Origin of the sequence: Brachyspira aalborgi, from assembly GCF_008016455.1 — a bacterium.
GTDB lineage: Bacteria > Spirochaetota > Brachyspiria > Brachyspirales > Brachyspiraceae > Brachyspira > Brachyspira aalborgi.
In genome coordinates this window covers 825,250-845,591 of the sequence record NZ_SAXU01000001.1, presented here as the reverse complement: position 1 = coordinate 845,591, position 20,342 = coordinate 825,250, and the positions used below count along the sequence as shown (strand labels likewise).

Below are 20,342 nucleotides of genomic sequence, written 5' to 3'. Positions count from 1 at the left end.
ATGCAAAAAATAAAAAATATTATTTTCGATTTGGACGGCACTTTAATTGATTCTATTCCCGATATTTATAAATCGATTAATAAATCTTTGGAATATATTAATTTTCCTGAAATTCCTATAGACAATATCCGCAAATATGTAGGAAACGGAGCGAAAGCGCTTATAAAAAGAACTTTAAATTTCTTTTCTTACAAATATGATAAAAAATATTTAGAAATCGTTGAAGAGAAAATGTATAATTTTTATATGGAATATTATTTTGAACATTGCATTGACGAAACTAATTTATACGAAGGAGTGGAAGATACTCTAAAAAAACTTTTTGAATTAAATATTGATATGTTTATTATAACGAATAAGCCGAATAATATTGCGATTAATACTGCAAAAAAACTAAATATATTTAATTATTTTAAGGCGATTATTGGAGATGGAGTTTATCCTTATAGAAAGCCCGACATTAATATTTGGAATAATTTGAAAAAAGATTATAATTTAATTGAAGATAAAACTATTATGATTGGAGATGGAATTCCCGATTATGATTTTGCTAAAAATTCCAAATTAAAAGTTTTGCTTGCGTTGTATGGAATAACCGATAAAAATATTCTTTTGAATTTGAAAAACGATTATTATATAAATTCTTTTTACGAAGTTTACGATTTTGTAATAAATAATTAAATTCTTATTTGTCATTATATTTATTTTTTGTTATAATATTTGTTATAATAATTTAAGAAAATTTTATTTAAGGATATTTAATTTATGATAGAAAATTTAATAAAAAGATTGCCAAAATTAGAACCGATTAAAAAAAATATAGAACTTGCAATAGAAGAGATTATAAAATGTTATGAGAAAGGCGGAAAAGTTTTAATAGCGGGAAATGGCGGAAGCGCTTGCGATAGCGAACATATAGCGGGCGAATTATTAAAAAGTTTTTTGAAAAAGCGTCCGATTAAAGAAGATTTAAGAAAGGAATTATTAAAAATTGAAGACGGAGAATATATAGCCGACAATTTGGAAGCGCCATTAAAAGCGGTTGCCTTAACTTCGCATATTGGACTTTCAAGCGCATACTTAAACGACAGAGAGCCTTATTTGGTTTTTGCTCAACAATTATTAGGTTTTGGAGATAAAGGCGATATTTTTATTGCAATAAGCACTTCGGGAAACGCTAAAAATATTTTATATGCAGTTAAACTTGCAAAAGCTATGGGAATAAAAATTATATCTTTCACAAATGAAAATGGAGGCAAATTGTCCGAAATAGCGGATATTCAAATAAAAGCGCCTGCAAAAGAAACTCATATAGCTCAAGAATATCATGAAGCGATATATCATGAATTATGCATAAAAGTTGAAGAGCATTTTTTTAAAGAAGATAGATAAAAACTATTTTAAAAATTATTTAAATTATCTAATATTTTTATTTTAAGAATTTTTATAATATTAGATTTAATTTTAATCATACTAAAAGAAATTATTAAAGTTAATAATATTATTAAACTATAAAATATTTTTAATACTTTAATAGAATTTGTAATAACTTAAAGATAAAGCAAAAACAAAAATATTGTCTAATTTAAAATATAATATATAATTTTATTTTGTTAGAAAATTATAACAAGGAGAAATAAAATGAAAAATATAATAATAAAAATAAAAGGCATGGGTTGTCAAAATTGCGTAAATGCGGTTATGGAAAGTTTAAGCGAAATTGACGGAATAAATAAAGTTAATGTAAGTTTAGAAAAAGAATTAGCCGAAGTGGAATATGACGAGTTAAAAGTAAACGCGGATAAAATGATAGAAACAATTAAAGAATTGGAATACGAGGCTTCAATATAATAAATGTTCGCTTTTATAGAAGGTAAAGTTCAAATAATATCGGAAAATCTTATAGCCGTTTTATGCAATGGAGTAGGGTATGAAGTCAATGTTTCAAAAAAATTGAATGCTCAAAATAATGATAATATAAGATTATATACTCAACTTATACATAAAGAAGATTCTATGACTCTTTACGGATTTGCAACGCGTGAAGAAAAAACAATGTTCTCAACTTTAACTTCAACTTCGGGAGTCGGCGCTAAACTTGCTATGGAAATTCTTTCAACTTATTCTATAAACGAGATAATGCATATTTTATTTAATAAAGATATTTCAATGCTTAAAAAAGTTCCAGGAATGGGATTAAAAAAAGCGGAAAAATTATTATTTGAAATTAGAGATAAAATAGATAAAATTAATATTAATATCGATATTTCTTCTTCTAAACCTAACGATAATGAAAGCGATGTTATAAAGGCTTTAATTTCTTTAGGTTTTTCAAATAATGAAGCTATTAAATCTTTATCGAAAATAGAAAATAAAGAAAATATGAGCGTTGAAGATTTAATAAGTTTGGCTTTAAGAAATTTGAGTTCTATATAATTTAATATAATTATAAAAAAATTATTTTTAAACTATTGCAATTCTATTAACAGTATATTATAATATAAAAGATTAAAAAGGGGAATGAGGGTGAAAATCCCACGCTGGCACGCAACCGTAAAGTTCGATTATTTATAAATCGGCAAAGTCGGAATACCTTAAATAATAATCGAGTCGAGCGCGCTTGATTAGAGCCGCTCCTTTATCTTAAATTAAGGAGTTAAAAATGAAAACAAAAAAATTCGGCAAAATTCATACATATTCGCTATTATTAGTATTTTTATTTATAGCTATAATATCCTGCAATAAAAATCCGTATAATCGACTTTTAGGAACTTGGAAAAACCCAAAATATAGTGGCGAAACTTATATATACGATGGAATAACATTTACTTCAAGCGGTTCTTATAAAATGAAGGTAAAAAGCATAATTTGGAGTTCAGATGCATCTGGAATTATTTACGGAAGATATACTGAAAATACTTATAGTCCGAGTGTGGTTGGAAAATATTACGCTGTTTCATTTAAGGATTTAACAGATACTAGTATATCGATTTCTGGAGCGTTTAAAGACGGGAAAATGTCAGCGGATTCTTTAGTAGAAGCCATAACCGAATTTACTATAAATAACGGTTATTATGGCACTTATTCAAGTTGTAAAAAGGTTAAATAAAATATTTGATTTATTAATTTAGGTTTGTAAAAAATGAAAAAATCATTATCGTTTATTATAATATTAATTTCTTTAATATCTTGCGGTAATCCGATTGCAAATTACGATAATAAAAAAGATAATAAATTAGAAATTATAACCGAAGGAATTAGACTCGTTAATTACGGTTTAAAAAGTTCTCATGTTGATGTAAATGATAATAATACGCTTACAAATTTATGGAAAGAAATTACTTCAAATAAAGAGGTTTATTCTTCTTCGTCTTTAACTCCAACTTATATAATCGGACGCTTTGATGCCAATTCCGACTATATTGAAAACGGAAGAACAAGGACAAAATTTAAAAAATGCTATGTTTATAAATTTGAAAATAAAGCTTATTTATCCGCCGTATATTGGGATAATAAAACAGGCATTGGAATGCGAATAAGATATCGCTTAATTATTATAAACGACAAAGGCGAAGAGCATGCTTGGTATGGCGGCGGAGAAGATATAAATATTTTACCCGATAAAAATACCGATTGGGTTAAATATGATTTTTTATTTGGATATTTAAAAGTTAATATTTAAAGTAGTATTATAATGAAAACTAAAAATTTAATTTTATTATTAATTTCGGTATTAATTATATCATGCGGAAATCCTATGAATCCGCCAAAGAATGATAATGAAAAAGGTAAAGTAATTATTACGGAGGCAGATAAAACTTATAAAGTTAGAATGGGTACTATAGAAAAAGAAATAAAACCTTCAGAGATGACGAATGCATGGAAAAATTATATTGGCGGTAAAAAAGTATTAAACCCGACCTACAATAGTTATTTTGGATGGTATTTTGAAGATGGAACGGGCGATTATTGGGAAGCCTCATATAAGCAAGGAAAGTATCCGAGAGCTAAATGCTATGGCGCTACTATATGCTCTAATAATGATACTTTATATTTAATGGGTGTTTATTATAATTATTATACTAAAGGAATGCCTAATAATTGGATGTTAATATATATTCAATCCGATGGACAAGAAAGAGGTTATTATGGAGGCGGTAGTAATGAGAATATAAAACCCGATAATTCTACAGAATGGACGCATTATACATCTCCTGTTGACCCTTTGGGAAAATTAACAAATTATTAAAAGTTTTATTATGAAATATTTAATTCTAATATTATTATTTATATTTAATATTAATTTATATTCTCAATCTTATTTAATTAAAGAATTAATTGGCGGTATTTGGGTAACTTCGAGAGTTGAAATTACAAATTCCTCTTTAACTAATATTACTACTAACGAAGGCAAACCTAAAGAACCTATTAAAGTGAATAACAATATTATAACTTCGGAAGATATAGACAGAATGGGCTTTAAAAATGCAGGGGAAGTTTTAGCAAATCAACCTGGTTTTGTAAATAAAGGCAATTATATGGGAAATGAAACCGTTGACCCTGCGGGAGCTAATGCCGATAACATAAAAATATATATTAACGGCGTTTTAATGAATACTGCAAAAGGCAATGCGGATGCAGGAGTCGATTTAAGAAGAATACCCGCGAATTTAATTGAAAGTATAGAAATTATAGGCAATTCTATTTATATAACGACAAAAACGCCTTTAAATGATATACTTTTAATTTCTCTTTCTTACGGTTCTTATAATACAATTCGTCCTTCAATTTTATTTTCAAGGAATTTTGATAATAAACATGTCTTTACTTTTACCGCCGATTCTTATTATTCGGATGCAAATTATTATTATGATTTTATTAATCAATGGGGAGATAGAATAAAAGGCTATTTGCATGATAATCGTCAACTTATTATGAATTTTTCTACAGATTATAAGTATTTGCTTCCTAATAAAGATTATATAAGAGCTTTCGTTAATATTTCTTTTAATAGTTCCGCAGCTCAATATAATATTCCGCCTATAACCGCAACGGATTCTTGGTTTAATTTTACTACTTTAGTATCTTCGTTATCATATAATGGTTTTTCCGATATTCTTAATTATGATATAAATTTGTCTTATTTATACGATTCTTTTGTAGATAGACCTTTTCATTCTAATGGTAAATTTGAATCCGATTATAAATCGCATGCAGTTTCGCTTAATTTTTCATTAAATAGAATGGATGAATTTTTGCCTAATTTAATAACAATGTTTAATAAAATAACTCCCGAATATAGATTTGATATTTTAACCGAAGAGAAAAACGCTATTTTGACAAATTATCCGACAAGTCCTAAAAGGCATTCTATTTCTATAAAATACGAACCTCAAATTTCTTTTGGTTATTGGGATGAAGATACTCCAATTTTTACTTTGCTTCCATTTATTAAATACGAATATCAACTTGATTACTTAAACGGTTATAAAAATAGAAATTATTTAGCTTATAGCGGCGCTTTTAATTTGAATTTTTACAAGGGCTACAGTTTATATTTTTCTTATTCTCATGATTATACCGCTCCGACATTTAACGATTTATATTATGGCGATTTTGGAAATATTAATTTGAAAGCCGAAGATTATAATCAAATACTTACAAAATTAACATTAGAACCGATAACCAACTTAAAAATTGAAGGCTCTTATTCTTACACAGTTTACAGTAATAAAATAATTTGGTATGGATTAAAACCAGAAAATGTAGATATTGCAAAATCGCATATAGTTAATGCAAATATAGGTTATGAGATTCCATTTTTAACTTATAATAAAATAAAGGCTAAAGTCGGTTATTCCTATCAACTTGCATATATGAGCGAGAATAAACTTCCAAAAATAGGAATGCCCGAAGATGTGATTTCGGTTTTATTAGGTTATGATTTTATTTCTGAAAATAATATTTTAACTTCTTTATCGTTAAATATTTATTATATTTATTCAATGAAAAGACCGATAACGGATTATAAACCTATTAAATACTCTGACGATTTTCATGATTTCAATATTTCTTTTTATTCGATATGGTTTAAGCATTTGATAATCTCTACGCATTTTAAGAATATTTTTAATAAAACTCCTATTTTATCGACTTATTCGGTTGCAAAACCGTTTACTTGGGAGATAGAATTAGGTTATAATTTTTAATTTTTTATAAGGATATAACAATGAAAAATTTTAAAATATTTTTAATTATTTTTTTAATAATAATTTCTTGTAATTATAATAATAAAAATAATTCAATTTCTAAAATAAAAGATAGAGCGGGAAACGATATAATTATTCCAAAAAAGATTGAAAAAATAATTTGCCTTTCTCCTTCGATTACGGAAATTTTAATTGAAATTGAAGAAGAAGATAAAATAATTTCGGTAGATTCTTATTCAAAAGAAATTTTAGAAAAAAATAATATATCTACTTCAAGTATGCAAATTTTCGATATGATGAATCCCGATGTTGAAAAAATTATATCTCTTAAACCCGATATTATATTTGTAAATACATTTAGCGTTTTTTCCGCTAAAAATTCTGTAGACGCTATAAAAAATCTTGGTTTGTCGGTTGCCGTTATTCCAAATAGCGATACTTTAACCGCAATAGAAGAAGATATTTATTTTTTAGGAGAAGTTTTAAAATTAAAAGACGCTTCTAAAAAAGTTATATCTAAAATGCAAATAAATATTGAAAAAATAAAATCTATTGGCGATAAAATAACTAATAAAAAATCGGTTTATTTTGAAATAGGAGCTATGCCGAATTTATATACTTTCGGATGCAATGTTTATTTGGACGATATGATAAATATTATTGGAGCTAAAAATATTTTTGAAGATAAAAATTCTTGGATAGCGGTTTCAGAAGAGAGCGTTTTATCTGCAAATCCCGATATTATTTTTACAAGCGTAGATTATATAGATAATCCAATAAATGAAATTCTTAATCGTAAATCTTGGCAGAATATAAAAGCTATTAAAAATAAAGAAGTATATTTTATAAACTCAAGTTTGTTGCCAAATCATAATGTTATACAAGCTTTATTTTCAATGGCAAAATCGACTTATCCGAAAGAGTTTAAAGATATTGATAAATAATATACGCGTAATAAAATAATAATATGATAAAAAAAATTATAATAATTCTTATATTTGTTTTTGCTTCAATTATATTGTCTATATGTATTGGAAGTATTTTTATATCTCCAAAAGAAATAATATCAATATTCTTTTATAAAATATTTTACCCAAATTTAATTGAAAATAAAATCAACGCGGATATTATTTTTAATATAAGATTGCCTCGTTCAATTTTAGCTTTTTTTGTCGGAGCTTCATTGTCATTAACGGGAGTCGTTATGCAATCAATATTAAGAAATCCGCTCGCATCCGCTTATAATTTGGGAATATCTTCTGGAGCGGGATTAGGCGCTGCATTATTAATAATTACGGGAATATATTTTAATCAATATGTTTTTGTAGCGGTTTCGACTATTTTCGCTTTTATAACTATAATATTTATTTTATTTATATCTAATAGAATAGACAAATATATGAATAATAATTCAATAATTCTTGCTGGAATTGTAATATCTTTATTTCTTTATTCTCTTATGAGTTTTTTTATTTATATATTTCCTAAACACTCAAATCAAATAATATTATGGCAATTAGGAAATTTATATTTAAAAAATTTTGCCGATATTTTTATTATAATTTTTATTACTTTAATTTTTCTTCTTGTTTTAATTAAATATTCAACCGTTTTGGATATAATGACTTTTGGAGACGATACGAGTTTATCGCTTGGAGTAGACGCTAAAAAAATGAGAATATTTTTTATAATTATCTCTTCGTTTATAACCGCCGTTTTAGTTTCTTTTGTCGGAATAATAGGATTTGTCGATTTGGTATCTCCGCATATTGCAAGAAAAATATTTAAAGCGAATCATATTATAGTTTTGCCTATATCCGCTCTTTTTGGCGGAATACTTCTTAATGTTGCCGATATATTTTCAAGAATTATAATTTCGGGAGCGAATATTCCAATCGGCATAGTAACCGCGTTGATAGGAGCGCCTTTTTTCTTATATATTTTTATTATAGGCAGGAATAATAAACTATGATTGAAGTTAATAATTTATCTTTTTCTTACGATTACAATAATAAAAAAATATTAAAAAACATATCGTTTAAGTTATTTGAAAACGAAAGATTATGTATTATAGGTCCAAACGGTTCGGGAAAAACTACTTTATTAAAATGTTTATGCAATATTTTAGATTTTCAAGGCTCAATATTTATTAATAATAAAAATATAAAAAATATTGAAGTTTATAAATCCGTATCTTTTTTAAGTCAGTCTTCAGAAATATATTTTGATTATAATGTTTTTGATACGGTTATGTTGGGAAGATACGCAAATTTTAAAGATAAACTTTTATCAATTCCAACCAAAGAAGATAAAGAATTTGTATTTGAATGTTTAGAAAAATTAAATATTATTCATTTGAAAGATAAACTTATAAATCGACTTTCTTGTGGCGAGCTTCAAAAAGTTTTTTTAGCTAGAGCTTTCGCTCAAAATCCAAAAATTATATTAATGGATGAACCTACTAATCATTTAGACTTAAATAGTCAAATTGAACTTATTTATAATTTGAAAGAATGGGTTAATAAAGATTTTAGATGCATTATAGCCGTGATGCATGATATCAATAACGCTTTAAATTTTGCCGATAAAATATTGCTTTTACATAAAGGAGAGATTATATATTTTGGCGATATTGAGAATTTTAATTTAGAATTATTGAATAATATTTATAATATAAATGTAGTCGAGTATATGAGAAATTCTTTAAAAAATATAAAATAATATTTTATAATTATTAATAATAAAAGAAGAAAATTAAAGTATTGACTTTTTTTATTAATATGTTATAATTTATTCATTAAAAAATAAAGTAGGAATTTTATATGTTTAGTTTGCCACTACACTACACTACACTACACTACACTACACTACACTACACTACACACGCCGCATTGTAAATTTTTTCGGCGATTTTTTCATTGCAGAAAATTATTTATTAAAGAATTATCTAATTATTTTTATATTAAGGAGTTTTCAAAATGATTAAACTCCATGAAAAAAATAACGGTAATAATATTAATATTTTAGACAAAAAAGAATGCACGGGTTGTTCGGTATGCGCACAAGTTTGTCCTCATAATTGCATTAAAATGATTGAAACTAAAGAAGGCTTTCATTGTCCTGTTATCGATGAAAAATTATGCACAGATTGCGGTTTATGCGTTAAAAAATGCCATGCTCTAAACGATAATTTTAAAACCGACTTTAATCAAGAATTCTACGATGTAAGGGCGAGCGATGAAATAAGAATGAAATCGTCTTCGGGCGGAATGTTTACTTTAATTGCCGATTATGTTTTTGAAAATAACGGTTTTGTATGCGGCGCAAGTTGGCGGGAAGATTGGCTTGGTGTAGAACATATAATAATTGAAGACAAAAAAGATTTGGACAAATTGAGAGGCTCGAAATATGTCGAAAGTTCTTTGGGAAATATTTTTTCTGAAATAAAGAGATTATTAAACGATAAAAAATTGGTTTTATTTTCAGGGACGCCTTGTCAAGTTTCTGCATTAAATTTTTATTTAGGTAGAGATTACGAAAATTTAATAACGGTTGATTTGCTTTGCAATAGCGTAGTTCCGCAAAAAGTTTGGAGAAAATATTTATTGGAGAAATTTAACGATACTGCAAAAATAGAATATATAAGCTTTAGAGACAAAAAAGCCCTAGGTTGGTTGGGTGGGTGTTTCTTGAAATCGGCGGAAATCGAATATATAGACAAAAAGAGCGAAGATTTTTACATGAGAGCGTTTTTGGAGCATATTTCTTGCAAAGAAGAGTGCATTCGTTGTAAATATAGAAAATTTGAGCGAGCTGGCGATATTACGATTGGCGATTATTGGGGCGTTGAGGATAATGACGATAAAGGAGTTTCTTTGGTTTTGGTAAATAGTATTAAAGGAAAATCAATTTTTGAAAATATTAATCAATCAAATTTTAATTATAAAAGAGTTTATAATATTTCTAATGGAGGTTTGGGCGGAAATGTTCCTATATTTGCGAGCAGAAAATATTTTTTTGATAATTTGGATAAAGAAGATTTTGAGACTTTATATAATAATTCAAATAATCCAAAATATAATGTGGCAATAGCAAATATGCTTTTTCAAAATAATTTTGGAGCGATATTGACGGTTTACGCTTTATATAAAACTATAGAAGATTTGGGTTATAATCCGTTAATAATTTATAATAATCTTTACTGTTATAAAAATAGTTTATATTCCAATATGCTAGGCAATCGATTTGGTTTAAAATATTTGAATATTGCAAACGAATATTTTTCAAAAGAAGAATTGGAAAAATTAAATGAAAAATGCGATAATTTCGTAGTCGGTTCTGACCAAGTTTGGCGAGCAAAAGCACATGGTGAAACGGCTCAATTTTATTTTCTAAATTTTGCATATAACTTCAAAAATAAAATTGCTTATTCATCGTCTTTTGGAATAAATTATTTTGAAGGAGAATTAAAAGATAAAATACTTTTTAAGTATTATTTAAAACAATTTGATAAAGTTTCGGTTAGAGAATATGACGGCGTAAAAATTTGTAAAGAAGATTTTGATGTCGAAGCTACTCATGTATTAGACCCAGTATTTTTACTTAACGATTACGATTATTTAGTTAGCAAATCAATGAAAAATAAAAATAATAAATTTATTGTCGTTTATTCTCTTTATACAAATATTGAAAATGAACTTAATTTTATTTTAAATAAATTAAACCTCGATATTGAATATTTAATTAAGGATAATGAAGAAATAAGTATTGAAGATTGGCTTTGGACTATAAAAAATTCTGAATTATTAATAACCGATTCTTTTCATGGAAGTTGTTTTGCCATAATTTTTAATAAACCTTTTGTATGCATATTAAACGAAGGAAGCGGAATTTCAAGATTAGAAAGTTTATCGAATATGTTTGATATAAAAAACAGAATAATTAGCGATTTGTCGGAAGTTATGCATAATACTGATTTTTTACTAAAAATGGATTATACAGAAATTAATAAAAAACTTGAAATAGAAAAAGTAAAATCCTTGAATTGGTTAAAAAATGCATTAGAAAATAAAAAAGAAAAATATAATTATAGAGACGATATAATAAATTATTTGATTGAAGAAAATAATGAGAAAGAAAGCGAGATACATTATTTACGGAATTATATTAATGAAAAACAGAATTGGATAAAATTATTTGGCATTTATAATACGAAAGATTATTTAATGTTTTATTTATTTGGAATTAAGATTTCATTAAAAATAAATGAAAAGAATATTAATAAGTTGGCTTGGTGGATACCTATTAGGAAATTGAGGGAGAGGTTTAAGAGGAAATTTTTTAAATGAGAAATATTAATTAATTTATAATTAGGCTTTGAGTGAGAATATAAGATTTTAGTATAACTCTATTAAATGAAACTATAATTATTTTAGCATTATTGAAATAATATAATATTTGAATTATGATTATTTAATCTATTATTTATGGAGAATTATAGATGACAAATGAAATCATATTAACTAATTTTATTACAAACTATATTACTAATTATACTGAGATAACAAATTTTGGATTAAATAGTAATACTATTTATAGTCTAACAAAAACATCATATTTGGATATAATACATGTTGGTATAGAAGCTATTGTTCCAATTTTAATATTCATACTAGGTTTTATATTACAGTCTAAATTAAATAAAATTAATAGATGTATTAATATATCCAAAGAATTTGATTTTTATATTGATAAATTAGTTACTGAAGAGTATTTAGATAAATTTTATTATAATATAAATAATGATAATGGCAGTTTATCACAACAATTTTATTATTTATATGATATATATAAAATAGTTAAAGGTTATTCTGATAATATAAATAAAATAATCGCTTTATTGGAAAAATATGAGAAAGATATTCCTAATTCTTATAAGCTATATTACCCTAAATTAAAATCAATTTTTAAATATTTAAAATACTCACAAACTACATCAAGTATCAACTATTCATTTATATTTGACAAATATATAAAGCATATTTCAAATTATTGTAATAGAATATCAGAAGTTATACATAAAGAAATCAATGGGTATAGTATAGAAAAAGAGAAAAATGAAATTTATGATATCTATAGAGAAATAGAGCAAAAACAAAAGGAATTAGATGATGAATTTAATAATCCAACACTATTATAAAAATAAGCTCTATTAAAAATATATCGTTAATACTCAAAAATCATGTAATCAATAATGTAATCAAACTATAGGCTATGCTGTTATTTATGCAAATATTGGAAAAGTTAAAAATGTTTTAGGTTGGATACCAAAAGATAGTATTAATAGTAGTTATTTATGAAAATTAAAATAAATAATTTACTAATAAAAGTATTGACATAATTCTTAATATAATGTATAATTCATATTAATTAATTAGAAAATTTGATTAAATTAAAAGGTAGCGATTATTGGAAAAGCTTTACTATTATATGAGTTTAATGGAGATTCTGATTATCATATTTTTGATACTAAAATTACTTCAAAATATAATAATATTATATCTATAGATGTATATGGAATGTCTAAATGTAGTAAAATAAATTTGGGTAATAAATATAATTATACAAATTTAAAATTATACGATGTAGAAGTAAAATCTACTATTTGTAATAGCAACTTGAATATTTATTATGGCAAATATCCCAATACAAATAATTTAGAAGTTATATACACAGAAAATGATAATGATTTTAATGAAAGAGGTATGAGGGTTATAGCTGCGGTAATTGGTAGTAAAATATGTGGAAATTGTACATCCACTTTATATAGCAATTTAAATAATAATTGAATTTATAAAATTGACTTATTTTTTGTTATATTACTATACAGGTTCTTTGAAATGGAAATATAATTGGTTTAAGCATGCTTTTAGCGTGAGTGTGCTATTAAAGATATCAATAAATTTTAAGGAGGATATTATGACAATATTTATTTTATTAATTAATTTTATTATTACAATAAATTTTAGTTTATATATAAATTGTGGTATAAAAATTCTTTCAATTTCAAATCTATCATTCTATATCTGGCATGCTTAAATTAATTATATTTTAGCAACCTCAATACTCCATTCCGCACCGCTGTAAACCCTATACCTCTCTGAAAAATTTCCCATATTTATCGCAATCGAAAAATTAAGCTCTGAATTAAAATAAGCCAAATTATCATTTTCTGCCACATCGCCGAATGTATTTACAAGTTTAATGTCTCCCGTCCATACAAGCGAATTATTATTATAAATTTTAACATTTAAAATATCGCCAATTTGAATTCCGTTATCTATCATTAATTTTCTTGGTAAAGAACTCCAAACATTTCCGTATTGAATATCCAAAATTGGAATATTTGCGAAAAATTTTCCGTCTTCAAATCTCGCTTTTTCGTAATCTATTTTAGTTATATTAGTTCCTAAAGATTTTCCAACTTTTTCAAAAGTAATTTGTTTTGAAGCTAATTTTGCGCCCGTATAAACATAAACATCTCGCCCATGAAATGTGTAAGATTCTTCGGAATTTTCTCTTCTGTTAATCGCTTCGTCTATCTCTCTGACTTCTTCAATTCCTAAACTTTCCGCCACAAAAGTTAAAGCGCCATTATCGGGAGTGACGAAATAATAATTATTTTTAGTTTTCATTACTACAGATTTTCTTTCCGTTCCAACTCCAGGGTCGACAACATTAATAAATACAGTTCCCGAAGGCCAATATCTTGCCGTCTGCTCCAATCTTAAAGCCGCCTCCCAAATATTATAAGCGGGAATTTCATGAGTTAAATCGTAAACTTTCAAATCTTTATCAACGCTCAAAGCAACGCCATACATACTTGCAACAGCGTTATCTTTTCTTCCAAAATCGGTTTGTATTGCCAAAGGCGATTTATTAGATTTATTTGAACATGAAATTAAAATCGTCCAAATTAAAATTATAAAAAATATTGTCTTTTTCATTTTATCAAATCCTTTTTTATCAAATAATTTTATCAATAATAAATTAAGGGCATAAGAATAACTTACGCCCTCGCTATATAAACTTATTTTAATTATTTTGTTTTGCCGTTTAGAGCGTCTTTTTGTCTTTTTATTCTTCTTGCCGCTCTCTTTCTTTTTACAACTTTTCTATGTTGCTTTCCCATAATATCTCCTTATATTTTATTATTACTGCCTAAAACATTATTTATTTTATGCATATAAAGTTTTTTCATTTCATCTCTTGCAGGTCCCAAATATTTTCTTGGGTCGAATTCTTTTGGGTCATCATGAAATACTTTTCTTATAGCCGCCGTCATTGCTAGTCTTGAATCGCTGTCTATATTGATTTTACAAACCGCGCTTTTTGAGGCTTCTCTTAATTGCTCTTCTGGTATTCCAATTGCATCGTCTAATTTTCCGCCGTTTTCGTTAATAATTTTAACATATTCTTGTGGAACGCTTGAAGAACCATGCAAAACTATAGGAAATCCTGGAATTTTTTTCTCTATCTCTTTAAGAATATCCAACCTTATTTTAGGATTCTGTCCTGGTTTAAATTTATAAGCTCCATGACTCGTTCCAATAGATATTGCAAGAGAATCTACTCCCGTTTTTTTAACAAAATCTTCAACTTCTTCGGGGCGAGTGTAAGTATGCTGTTCGGCTACAACATCGTCTTCAACTCCAGCTAAAACTCCCAATTCGCCTTCGACTGTGACATCGTATTTATGAGCATATTCTACAACGCTTTTTGTCAATTCTACATTTTTATTATAATCATGATGACTGCCGTCTATCATAACGGAAGAAAAACCATATTCAATACAACTTTTACAAAGTTCTAAAGTGTCGCCATGGTCTAAATGTAAAACTATAGGAACATTTACTCCCAATTCTTTTGCATATTCAACCGCTCCTTGCGCCATATATCTTAATAAAGTTTGATTGGCATATTTTCTAGCGCCTGAAGAAACTTGAAGTATAACGGGGCTTTTTGTTTCAACGCAGGCTTGAATTATTGCCTGAAGTTGCTCCATATTATTGAAATTGAAAGCGGGAATTGCATATCCTCCGCTTACAGCTTTTTGAAAAAGCCCTCGGCTATTTACTAAACCTAAATCTGAAAATTTAACCATTATTTTATTCTCCTTAAAATTGAAATTAATAAAATTATAAATACGCTTTAATAATATAATAAAACCGATTATTTTTCAATAAAATAAAATCATTAGTATTGACATTTTTTATTAAATATGTTATAATTTTCTTAAATTAATTGATTGTAATTTGTAATTGTCGAAAAAAGGAGAAAAGAAAAATGAGCGGATGTAAATTCTACAATACAATACAATACAATACAATACAATACAAGCCATTATTATAATTTTTGGCTGTTTTTTCATTGCAAAACTAAAGAATTATTTGAAACATTTAAACGCTTTCTCTTGCGTCTACAAAAATTAACTTTTAAGGATATCGCTCTATGAAATCTAAAAACAAAAATTTATTTCTAAAAATTTATATTCCGTTTGTGATTATTACAATTATTACTCTAATCGTTTTACAAATTCTTGGTTCTAAAAATAGAATTGGATATTTAAGTGATTTTAGTTTAGTTGTTGATAAAACAATGAAGTTAAATAATTCGGAAAATATAACTAATTATGTTTATCATTTTAGAATTAGATATTATGACAAAACATTTAGAAATAACGATATTTACGGAGTTTATCCTGATTTATCAAACTTACCAGATTTTGTGAAAGAAATTAAAATGGATTATTTTGGTAGTCCTTTTGGAATTTTTATTTCAGATAAAAAAATTATTGAAGAAGATAAAATTGACAATATTAATTATACATTAAAAATAAAAAAGAATATTATAGAGATAATTATATTATTACATTTATCAATCTTAATAATATTTATAATGAATAATATTAAAATTTATTATTATAATAAATTTTATAATTTAATTAACAAAAAATACATTTTATATAGTTTTTTATTTTTAATATTATCATTTTCTTTATTCGTAAGAATTTACTGGGCTTCAAAACAAGAAGGTATGTATTGGGACGAATATTATAGTTTAAGCGCTGCTAATTATAAAGTTTTTGCAAATGAAGATAAAATTAATAATTATAAAAATATTAAAGGTTTTGATATATTAAAAGATTTAACATTTGATAATTCAAGCATAGAAGATTGCATAAACGATATAAAGAGATTATATAAAGACACTAACGACCCTTTTATAAGCAATTTATATTATACTTTTTTAAGATTAGCTTTTATCGGAAGAGAAGCGGTTGATATTAAAAATATAATTATTACAGGAACGATTTTAAATTGCATTTTTTCAATTATTTCATTTATATTTTTATTTAAAATCTTAAAATTAATATTTGAAAATAAAAATGAATTTATAATATTTACTTTATTAATTTTTTCATTATCTCCAATATCAATAAGTTTTTCTATGTTTTTGAGAGCCTATCAAATGCAGGAAACTTTCTTTATTGTAATTACTTATTTTGTTTTGAATACGATTTATTATAATAAATATTCTATCCTAAATTTAATTTTAACTTCAATAATCGCGGGAATTGGTTATTTAACTTTATATTCTTCATTATTATTTATTTTAATTTTATCGGCAATGTTATTTTTTAATTATTGTTTAAATATTGATAAATTAGAATTCTTAAAAAATAAATACGCGATATTAAATCCTTTATTAAAAATAAAAAGTTATAAAATAATAATATATTATGCGCTCGCTTTTATCTCGGCTTTATTTGTCTCAAGAATATTATATAATAGTTTTTTCGCTTCTTTATTTAATGCAAATAATAGAGCGTCTTCTTCTTTGGCTTTTTCGGGAAAATTATTTAATTATATTAACGATTTAGCTTTTGACGGATTATTAATAATTTTATTAACTTTGTTTGTTTTTATTTTAATATCAAAAATTATAAAGAAAAAAGATTTAAATATAATCGCAGAAAAATCAAAATTTAAATTATTAATATTTATTATTTTATTAGGATTAATATTTGCAATTTTGGGAGATTTGACTTCGCCGTATAAACTTGAAAGATATTCGGCATCAAGTTATATATTTATATTATTTTTTATTCCATTAATTATTTGTTTTATTACTAATTTAAAAATTAGAATTATTTTACTTTCTTTAATATCAATAATTTATATATTTAATATAACTAATTCTAAAAGATTTGTTTATTTTGAAGTTGTTGATAAAGATAAATATGTTTTAACTAATAATTATAATGTTTACGCTTATAAATCTTTTATTAATTATTATGATTTTCATTATTTGAATACTAATCTTTATTACTCATATTTAAATGATAGAAACGAATTGAATTCCATTAAAGAAAATAATTTTTATTTAATGATTGATTATAAAGATATAGATAAAATTAAAAACGAATTAACCGACTATAATTTTAATTATTTGAATAATGTAGGAGAAATTAATATATTTGAATTGAATAAAAAATTTAATTAAAGTATTGCAATTTATTTTAAAAAATGTTATAATTTCTTTAAAATTAAAACTAAATAAATAAAAAAATAGGAGAAGAAAAATGAACAAGTTTCATGCATCAAACGAAATAAGTTATTCTTATTCGTTTAATTATTCTAAAAAATATAACAATAAAAGAAATCAAAATAATATTCTTAACATTCTCTTATCTATTCTAATTAATATTCTGTAATAAATAAAAATAATTTATAAAAATAAAATTTAAATATTATACAAAATATAATATTTTAAAATTAATGCAATTTTTTAATAAGGAGTTTTAAAATGAAATTAAACGGTTCTGAAATAATTATGGAAGTTTTAATAGAGCAAGGAGTAGACACAATATTTGGCTATCCTGGAGGAGCTGTATTATATATATATGATGCGCTTTATAAATATAGAAATAAATTAAATCATATAATGCCTGTTGATGAATGCGGCGCTGGACATGCAGCTGACGGATATGCGAGAGTTAGCGGAAAAACGGGAGTAATATTAGCGACAAGCGGACCTGGAGCTACAAATTTAGTCACGCCTTTAGCAACCGCTTATATGGATAGCGTTCCGATTGTGGCGATAACGGGAAATGTTCCAATAAGTTTAATGGGTAAAGATAGCTTTCAAGAGGTTTATATTGCGGGAATTACTATGACTATTACGAAGCATAATTTTGTCGTTAGAAAAATAGAAGATTTAGCCGACACAATAAGAAAAGCTTTTATAATAGCGAATTCGGGAAGAAAGGGACCCGTTTTAATCGATGTTCCTAAAAATATAACCGCCGATATTACCGATTTTATACCTAAAGAAAAAATTAAATTAAAAAATCCAAAAATAACTAAAGAAGACGAAAGCGTTATAGAAAATGTTGCAAAATTAATAAATCAGTCTAAAAAACCTATTATATATTTTGGAGGCGGCGCTAAAGATTCTAGCGATAAATTAAGAAAGTTTATGATTAATACAAATATTCCATCCGTTCATACGATAATGGGAGCTGGAACATTAGGATATAACGAGCCTCTTAATATCGGTTTATTAGGAATGCATGGAAGCGAAACTGCAAATAAAGTTATAAACGAAGCCGATTTAATATTGGCTATAGGAACGAGATTCAGCGATAGAGTAGCCCTCAATACTTCAAAATTTGGAAATAACGCTAAAAAAGTGCATATAGATATAGATGGAAGCGAAGTTAATAAAAATGTTAAAGTAGATTATAGCATAATAGGAGATATTGATGATGTATTAGATAAATTTTCAAAATTGATTAATAGATTAAATAATGACGAATGGGTTTCAAAATTATCAAATTTGAAAATGAAAGAAGAAGAAAATAATACAAAAAAATATTCCAAAGACAATATATTTCATCCTAAAAATATTATAGAATCAATCGGTTATAAATGCGAGGATAATGTAATATATGTAACCGATGTTGGACAGCATCAAATGTGGGCGGTTCAATATCTTCATCATACAAAACCAAGAAGTTTTATAACGAGCGGAGGACTTGGAACTATGGGATTTGGTTATGGAGCTTCCATTGGCGCTAAAATTGCGAAACCTGAAAGGCATGTTGTTCATTTAACGGGAGACGGTTCTTTTTATATGAATTTAAATGAAGTCGCTACGGCTATAGAATATAAATTACCTATAATTTCCGTAATATTTAATAACAATACATTAGGTATGGTTAGACAATGGCAAAATGTTTTTTATGAAGAGAGATATTCAAGCACGGATATGAATAAAAAAATAGATTATATAAAAGTTGCGGAAGGTTTTGGAGCTAAAGGATTCAGATGCGAAACTTTAGAAGAATTTGAAAAAGCATTTGATAACGCCTTAAAAGAAAAAGTTCCAGTTTGGATAGAATGCATAATAGATAAAGATTTAAAAGTTTTGCCTATGATTCCATCGGGCGGAACTGTTGAAGATATTATATTAAATTAAAGATTTAAAGAGGTTAAAAAATGAAGAAAAGAATTTTAGTTTTATTTGTAGACAATAGCTCGGGCGTTCTTACAAGAGTTTGCCTTTTATTTAGTCAGAGAGGATTTAATATATTGAGTATAACTTGTTCGGCTACTTGCTATCCAAATATTGCGAGGATGACAATAGTAACGGAAGGAGACGAATCTCAAATCTCTCAAATAATTAAACAAACATTAAAATTGATAGAGATTCATTCTGTATTTTTGCTTGATAATGAAAATATTATTGAAAGAGATTTATTATTATTAAAAATAGCCGTAGAAGATTCTAAAAAAAATGAGTTATATGATATAATTAATAAATACAAAGCTAAAATTACGGATGAATTTTCAGGCGGTATTATAACCGAATTTACCGATAAACCCGAAACTATAGATAATTATTTAAAAGAAATTTCGGAATTTAATATTTTAGAATTATCGAGAACGGGAATAACGGCAATGGAGCGAGGAGATAAAATTCCAACTATTGATTTAACCGATAATTATTGATTAAATTAATTAATAATAATTATAGATAAAAAATAAAAAATTTAAAAATATTTTAATT

The 20,342-nt window shown here is 25.6% G+C and carries 20 protein-coding genes; 18 read left to right on the top strand and 2 right to left on the bottom strand.

The window, feature by feature from the left end:
• The 14 genes from EPJ79_RS03795 to EPJ79_RS03730 all read left to right on the top strand — a co-directional run bounded on the left by EPJ79_RS03795 (window position 1) and on the right by EPJ79_RS03730 (window position 13,057).
• Window positions 1-681: an HAD family hydrolase gene (locus EPJ79_RS03795; RefSeq protein WP_147738500.1), complete on the top strand. Its 681-nt coding sequence runs from the start codon at window positions 1-3 to the stop codon at window positions 679-681.
• Between the two features lie 84 nt (window positions 682-765).
• Window positions 766-1,392 (top strand): D-sedoheptulose-7-phosphate isomerase, encoded by a 627-nt coding sequence (locus tag EPJ79_RS03790; protein WP_147525845.1) that lies wholly within the window; start codon window positions 766-768, stop codon window positions 1,390-1,392.
• 249 nt (window positions 1,393-1,641) lie between these two features.
• Window positions 1,642-1,851, top strand: coding sequence for a heavy-metal-associated domain-containing protein (locus EPJ79_RS03785; RefSeq protein ID WP_021958183.1), 210 nt, complete (start codon window positions 1,642-1,644; stop codon window positions 1,849-1,851).
• 3 nt (window positions 1,852-1,854) lie between these two features.
• The gene (gene ruvA, locus EPJ79_RS03780; protein ID WP_021958182.1) at window positions 1,855-2,436 is read left to right on the top strand and encodes a Holliday junction branch migration protein RuvA; all 582 of its coding nucleotides are present in this window, start codon (window positions 1,855-1,857) and stop codon (window positions 2,434-2,436) included.
• 226 nt (window positions 2,437-2,662) lie between these two features.
• Window positions 2,663-3,109: a hypothetical protein gene (locus tag EPJ79_RS03775; RefSeq protein WP_147738499.1), complete on the top strand. Its 447-nt coding sequence runs from the start codon at window positions 2,663-2,665 to the stop codon at window positions 3,107-3,109.
• A 33-nt stretch (window positions 3,110-3,142) separates the two neighbouring features.
• Window positions 3,143-3,682 carry a hypothetical protein gene (locus tag EPJ79_RS03770; protein WP_147738498.1) on the top strand — a complete coding sequence of 180 codons (540 nt, stop codon included), beginning with the start codon at window positions 3,143-3,145 and terminating at the stop codon, window positions 3,680-3,682.
• Between the two features lie 12 nt (window positions 3,683-3,694).
• Window positions 3,695-4,249 carry a hypothetical protein gene (locus tag EPJ79_RS03765; protein WP_147738496.1) on the top strand — a complete coding sequence of 185 codons (555 nt, stop codon included), beginning with the start codon at window positions 3,695-3,697 and terminating at the stop codon, window positions 4,247-4,249.
• Window positions 4,250-4,259: 10 nt separating this feature from the next.
• Window positions 4,260-6,209, top strand: a complete 1,950-nt coding sequence (locus EPJ79_RS03760) for a TonB-dependent receptor plug domain-containing protein (protein ID WP_147738495.1) — start codon at window positions 4,260-4,262, stop codon at window positions 6,207-6,209.
• Between the two features lie 20 nt (window positions 6,210-6,229).
• A complete protein-coding gene (locus EPJ79_RS03755) occupies window positions 6,230-7,153 on the top strand; it encodes an ABC transporter substrate-binding protein (RefSeq protein WP_147738494.1) in 924 nt (307 codons plus the stop codon).
• Between the two features lie 23 nt (window positions 7,154-7,176).
• Window positions 7,177-8,181: a FecCD family ABC transporter permease gene (locus tag EPJ79_RS03750; RefSeq protein ID WP_147738493.1), complete on the top strand. Its 1,005-nt coding sequence runs from the start codon at window positions 7,177-7,179 to the stop codon at window positions 8,179-8,181.
• Complete coding sequence (locus EPJ79_RS03745) at window positions 8,178-8,930, top strand: ABC transporter ATP-binding protein (protein ID WP_147738491.1); 753 nt, start codon at window positions 8,178-8,180, stop codon at window positions 8,928-8,930. The genes EPJ79_RS03750 and EPJ79_RS03745 overlap by 4 nt, the downstream gene beginning before the upstream one ends.
• A 257-nt stretch (window positions 8,931-9,187) precedes the next feature.
• The gene (locus EPJ79_RS03740; protein WP_147738490.1) at window positions 9,188-11,557 is read left to right on the top strand and encodes a polysaccharide pyruvyl transferase family protein; all 2,370 of its coding nucleotides are present in this window, start codon (window positions 9,188-9,190) and stop codon (window positions 11,555-11,557) included.
• A gap of 152 nt (window positions 11,558-11,709) precedes the next feature.
• Window positions 11,710-12,408 carry a hypothetical protein gene (locus EPJ79_RS03735; protein ID WP_147738489.1) on the top strand — a complete coding sequence of 233 codons (699 nt, stop codon included), beginning with the start codon at window positions 11,710-11,712 and terminating at the stop codon, window positions 12,406-12,408.
• 379 nt (window positions 12,409-12,787) lie between these two features.
• Window positions 12,788-13,057 carry a hypothetical protein gene (locus EPJ79_RS03730; RefSeq protein WP_147738487.1) on the top strand — a complete coding sequence of 90 codons (270 nt, stop codon included), beginning with the start codon at window positions 12,788-12,790 and terminating at the stop codon, window positions 13,055-13,057.
• Between the two features lie 255 nt (window positions 13,058-13,312).
• Here the strand turns inward: EPJ79_RS03730 and EPJ79_RS03725 are convergent, their stop codons facing one another.
• Both EPJ79_RS03725 and EPJ79_RS03720 read right to left on the bottom strand, forming a co-directional pair.
• A complete protein-coding gene (locus tag EPJ79_RS03725; protein ID WP_147738486.1) occupies window positions 13,313-14,215 on the bottom strand; it encodes an SAM hydrolase/SAM-dependent halogenase family protein in 903 nt (300 codons plus the stop codon).
• 194 nt (window positions 14,216-14,409) lie between these two features.
• Window positions 14,410-15,372, bottom strand: coding sequence for a class II fructose-bisphosphate aldolase (locus EPJ79_RS03720; RefSeq protein ID WP_147526563.1), 963 nt, complete (start codon window positions 15,370-15,372; stop codon window positions 14,410-14,412).
• 347 nt (window positions 15,373-15,719) lie between these two features.
• On the opposite strand from EPJ79_RS03720, the gene EPJ79_RS03715 reads away from it, so the two are divergent.
• From EPJ79_RS03715 to ilvN, 4 genes are all read left to right on the top strand, one after another.
• Window positions 15,720-17,774 (top strand): hypothetical protein, encoded by a 2,055-nt coding sequence (locus EPJ79_RS03715; protein WP_147738485.1) that lies wholly within the window; start codon window positions 15,720-15,722, stop codon window positions 17,772-17,774.
• 79 nt (window positions 17,775-17,853) lie between these two features.
• A complete protein-coding gene (locus EPJ79_RS11880) occupies window positions 17,854-17,985 on the top strand; it encodes a hypothetical protein (protein ID WP_274595993.1) in 132 nt (43 codons plus the stop codon).
• Between the two features lie 92 nt (window positions 17,986-18,077).
• On the top strand, window positions 18,078-19,751 hold the full coding sequence (gene ilvB, locus EPJ79_RS03710; RefSeq protein WP_147738484.1) for a biosynthetic-type acetolactate synthase large subunit: 1,674 nt from the start codon (window positions 18,078-18,080) through the stop codon (window positions 19,749-19,751).
• 20 nt (window positions 19,752-19,771) lie between these two features.
• Window positions 19,772-20,284, top strand: coding sequence for an acetolactate synthase small subunit (gene ilvN, locus EPJ79_RS03705; RefSeq protein WP_147547104.1), 513 nt, complete (start codon window positions 19,772-19,774; stop codon window positions 20,282-20,284).
• The last annotated feature ends 58 nt before the right edge of the window (window positions 20,285-20,342 follow it).

Excerpts from the sequence above, each read along its gene's own strand:
- EPJ79_RS03795 (WP_147738500.1), top strand. The coding sequence starts at position 1 with ATGCAAAAAATAAAAAATATTATTTTCGATTTGGACGGCACTTTAATT.
- EPJ79_RS03790 (WP_147525845.1), top strand. The coding sequence starts at position 766 with ATGATAGAAAATTTAATAAAAAGATTGCCAAAATTAGAACCGATTAAA.
- EPJ79_RS03785 (WP_021958183.1), top strand. The coding sequence starts at position 1,642 with ATGAAAAATATAATAATAAAAATAAAAGGCATGGGTTGTCAAAATTGC.
- ruvA (WP_021958182.1), top strand. The coding sequence starts at position 1,855 with ATGTTCGCTTTTATAGAAGGTAAAGTTCAAATAATATCGGAAAATCTT.
- EPJ79_RS03775 (WP_147738499.1), top strand. The coding sequence starts at position 2,663 with ATGAAAACAAAAAAATTCGGCAAAATTCATACATATTCGCTATTATTA.
- EPJ79_RS03770 (WP_147738498.1), top strand. The coding sequence starts at position 3,143 with ATGAAAAAATCATTATCGTTTATTATAATATTAATTTCTTTAATATCT.
- EPJ79_RS03765 (WP_147738496.1), top strand. The coding sequence starts at position 3,695 with ATGAAAACTAAAAATTTAATTTTATTATTAATTTCGGTATTAATTATA.
- EPJ79_RS03760 (WP_147738495.1), top strand. The coding sequence starts at position 4,260 with ATGAAATATTTAATTCTAATATTATTATTTATATTTAATATTAATTTA.
- EPJ79_RS03755 (WP_147738494.1), top strand. The coding sequence starts at position 6,230 with ATGAAAAATTTTAAAATATTTTTAATTATTTTTTTAATAATAATTTCT.
- EPJ79_RS03750 (WP_147738493.1), top strand. The coding sequence starts at position 7,177 with ATGATAAAAAAAATTATAATAATTCTTATATTTGTTTTTGCTTCAATT.
- EPJ79_RS03745 (WP_147738491.1), top strand. The coding sequence starts at position 8,178 with ATGATTGAAGTTAATAATTTATCTTTTTCTTACGATTACAATAATAAA.
- EPJ79_RS03740 (WP_147738490.1), top strand. The coding sequence starts at position 9,188 with ATGATTAAACTCCATGAAAAAAATAACGGTAATAATATTAATATTTTA.
- EPJ79_RS03735 (WP_147738489.1), top strand. The coding sequence starts at position 11,710 with ATGACAAATGAAATCATATTAACTAATTTTATTACAAACTATATTACT.
- EPJ79_RS03730 (WP_147738487.1), top strand. The coding sequence starts at position 12,788 with ATGTCTAAATGTAGTAAAATAAATTTGGGTAATAAATATAATTATACA.
- EPJ79_RS03725 (WP_147738486.1), bottom strand. The coding sequence starts at position 14,215 with ATGAAAAAGACAATATTTTTTATAATTTTAATTTGGACGATTTTAATT.
- EPJ79_RS03720 (WP_147526563.1), bottom strand. The coding sequence starts at position 15,372 with ATGGTTAAATTTTCAGATTTAGGTTTAGTAAATAGCCGAGGGCTTTTT.
- EPJ79_RS03715 (WP_147738485.1), top strand. The coding sequence starts at position 15,720 with ATGAAATCTAAAAACAAAAATTTATTTCTAAAAATTTATATTCCGTTT.
- EPJ79_RS11880 (WP_274595993.1), top strand. The coding sequence starts at position 17,854 with ATGAACAAGTTTCATGCATCAAACGAAATAAGTTATTCTTATTCGTTT.
- ilvB (WP_147738484.1), top strand. The coding sequence starts at position 18,078 with ATGAAATTAAACGGTTCTGAAATAATTATGGAAGTTTTAATAGAGCAA.
- ilvN (WP_147547104.1), top strand. The coding sequence starts at position 19,772 with ATGAAGAAAAGAATTTTAGTTTTATTTGTAGACAATAGCTCGGGCGTT.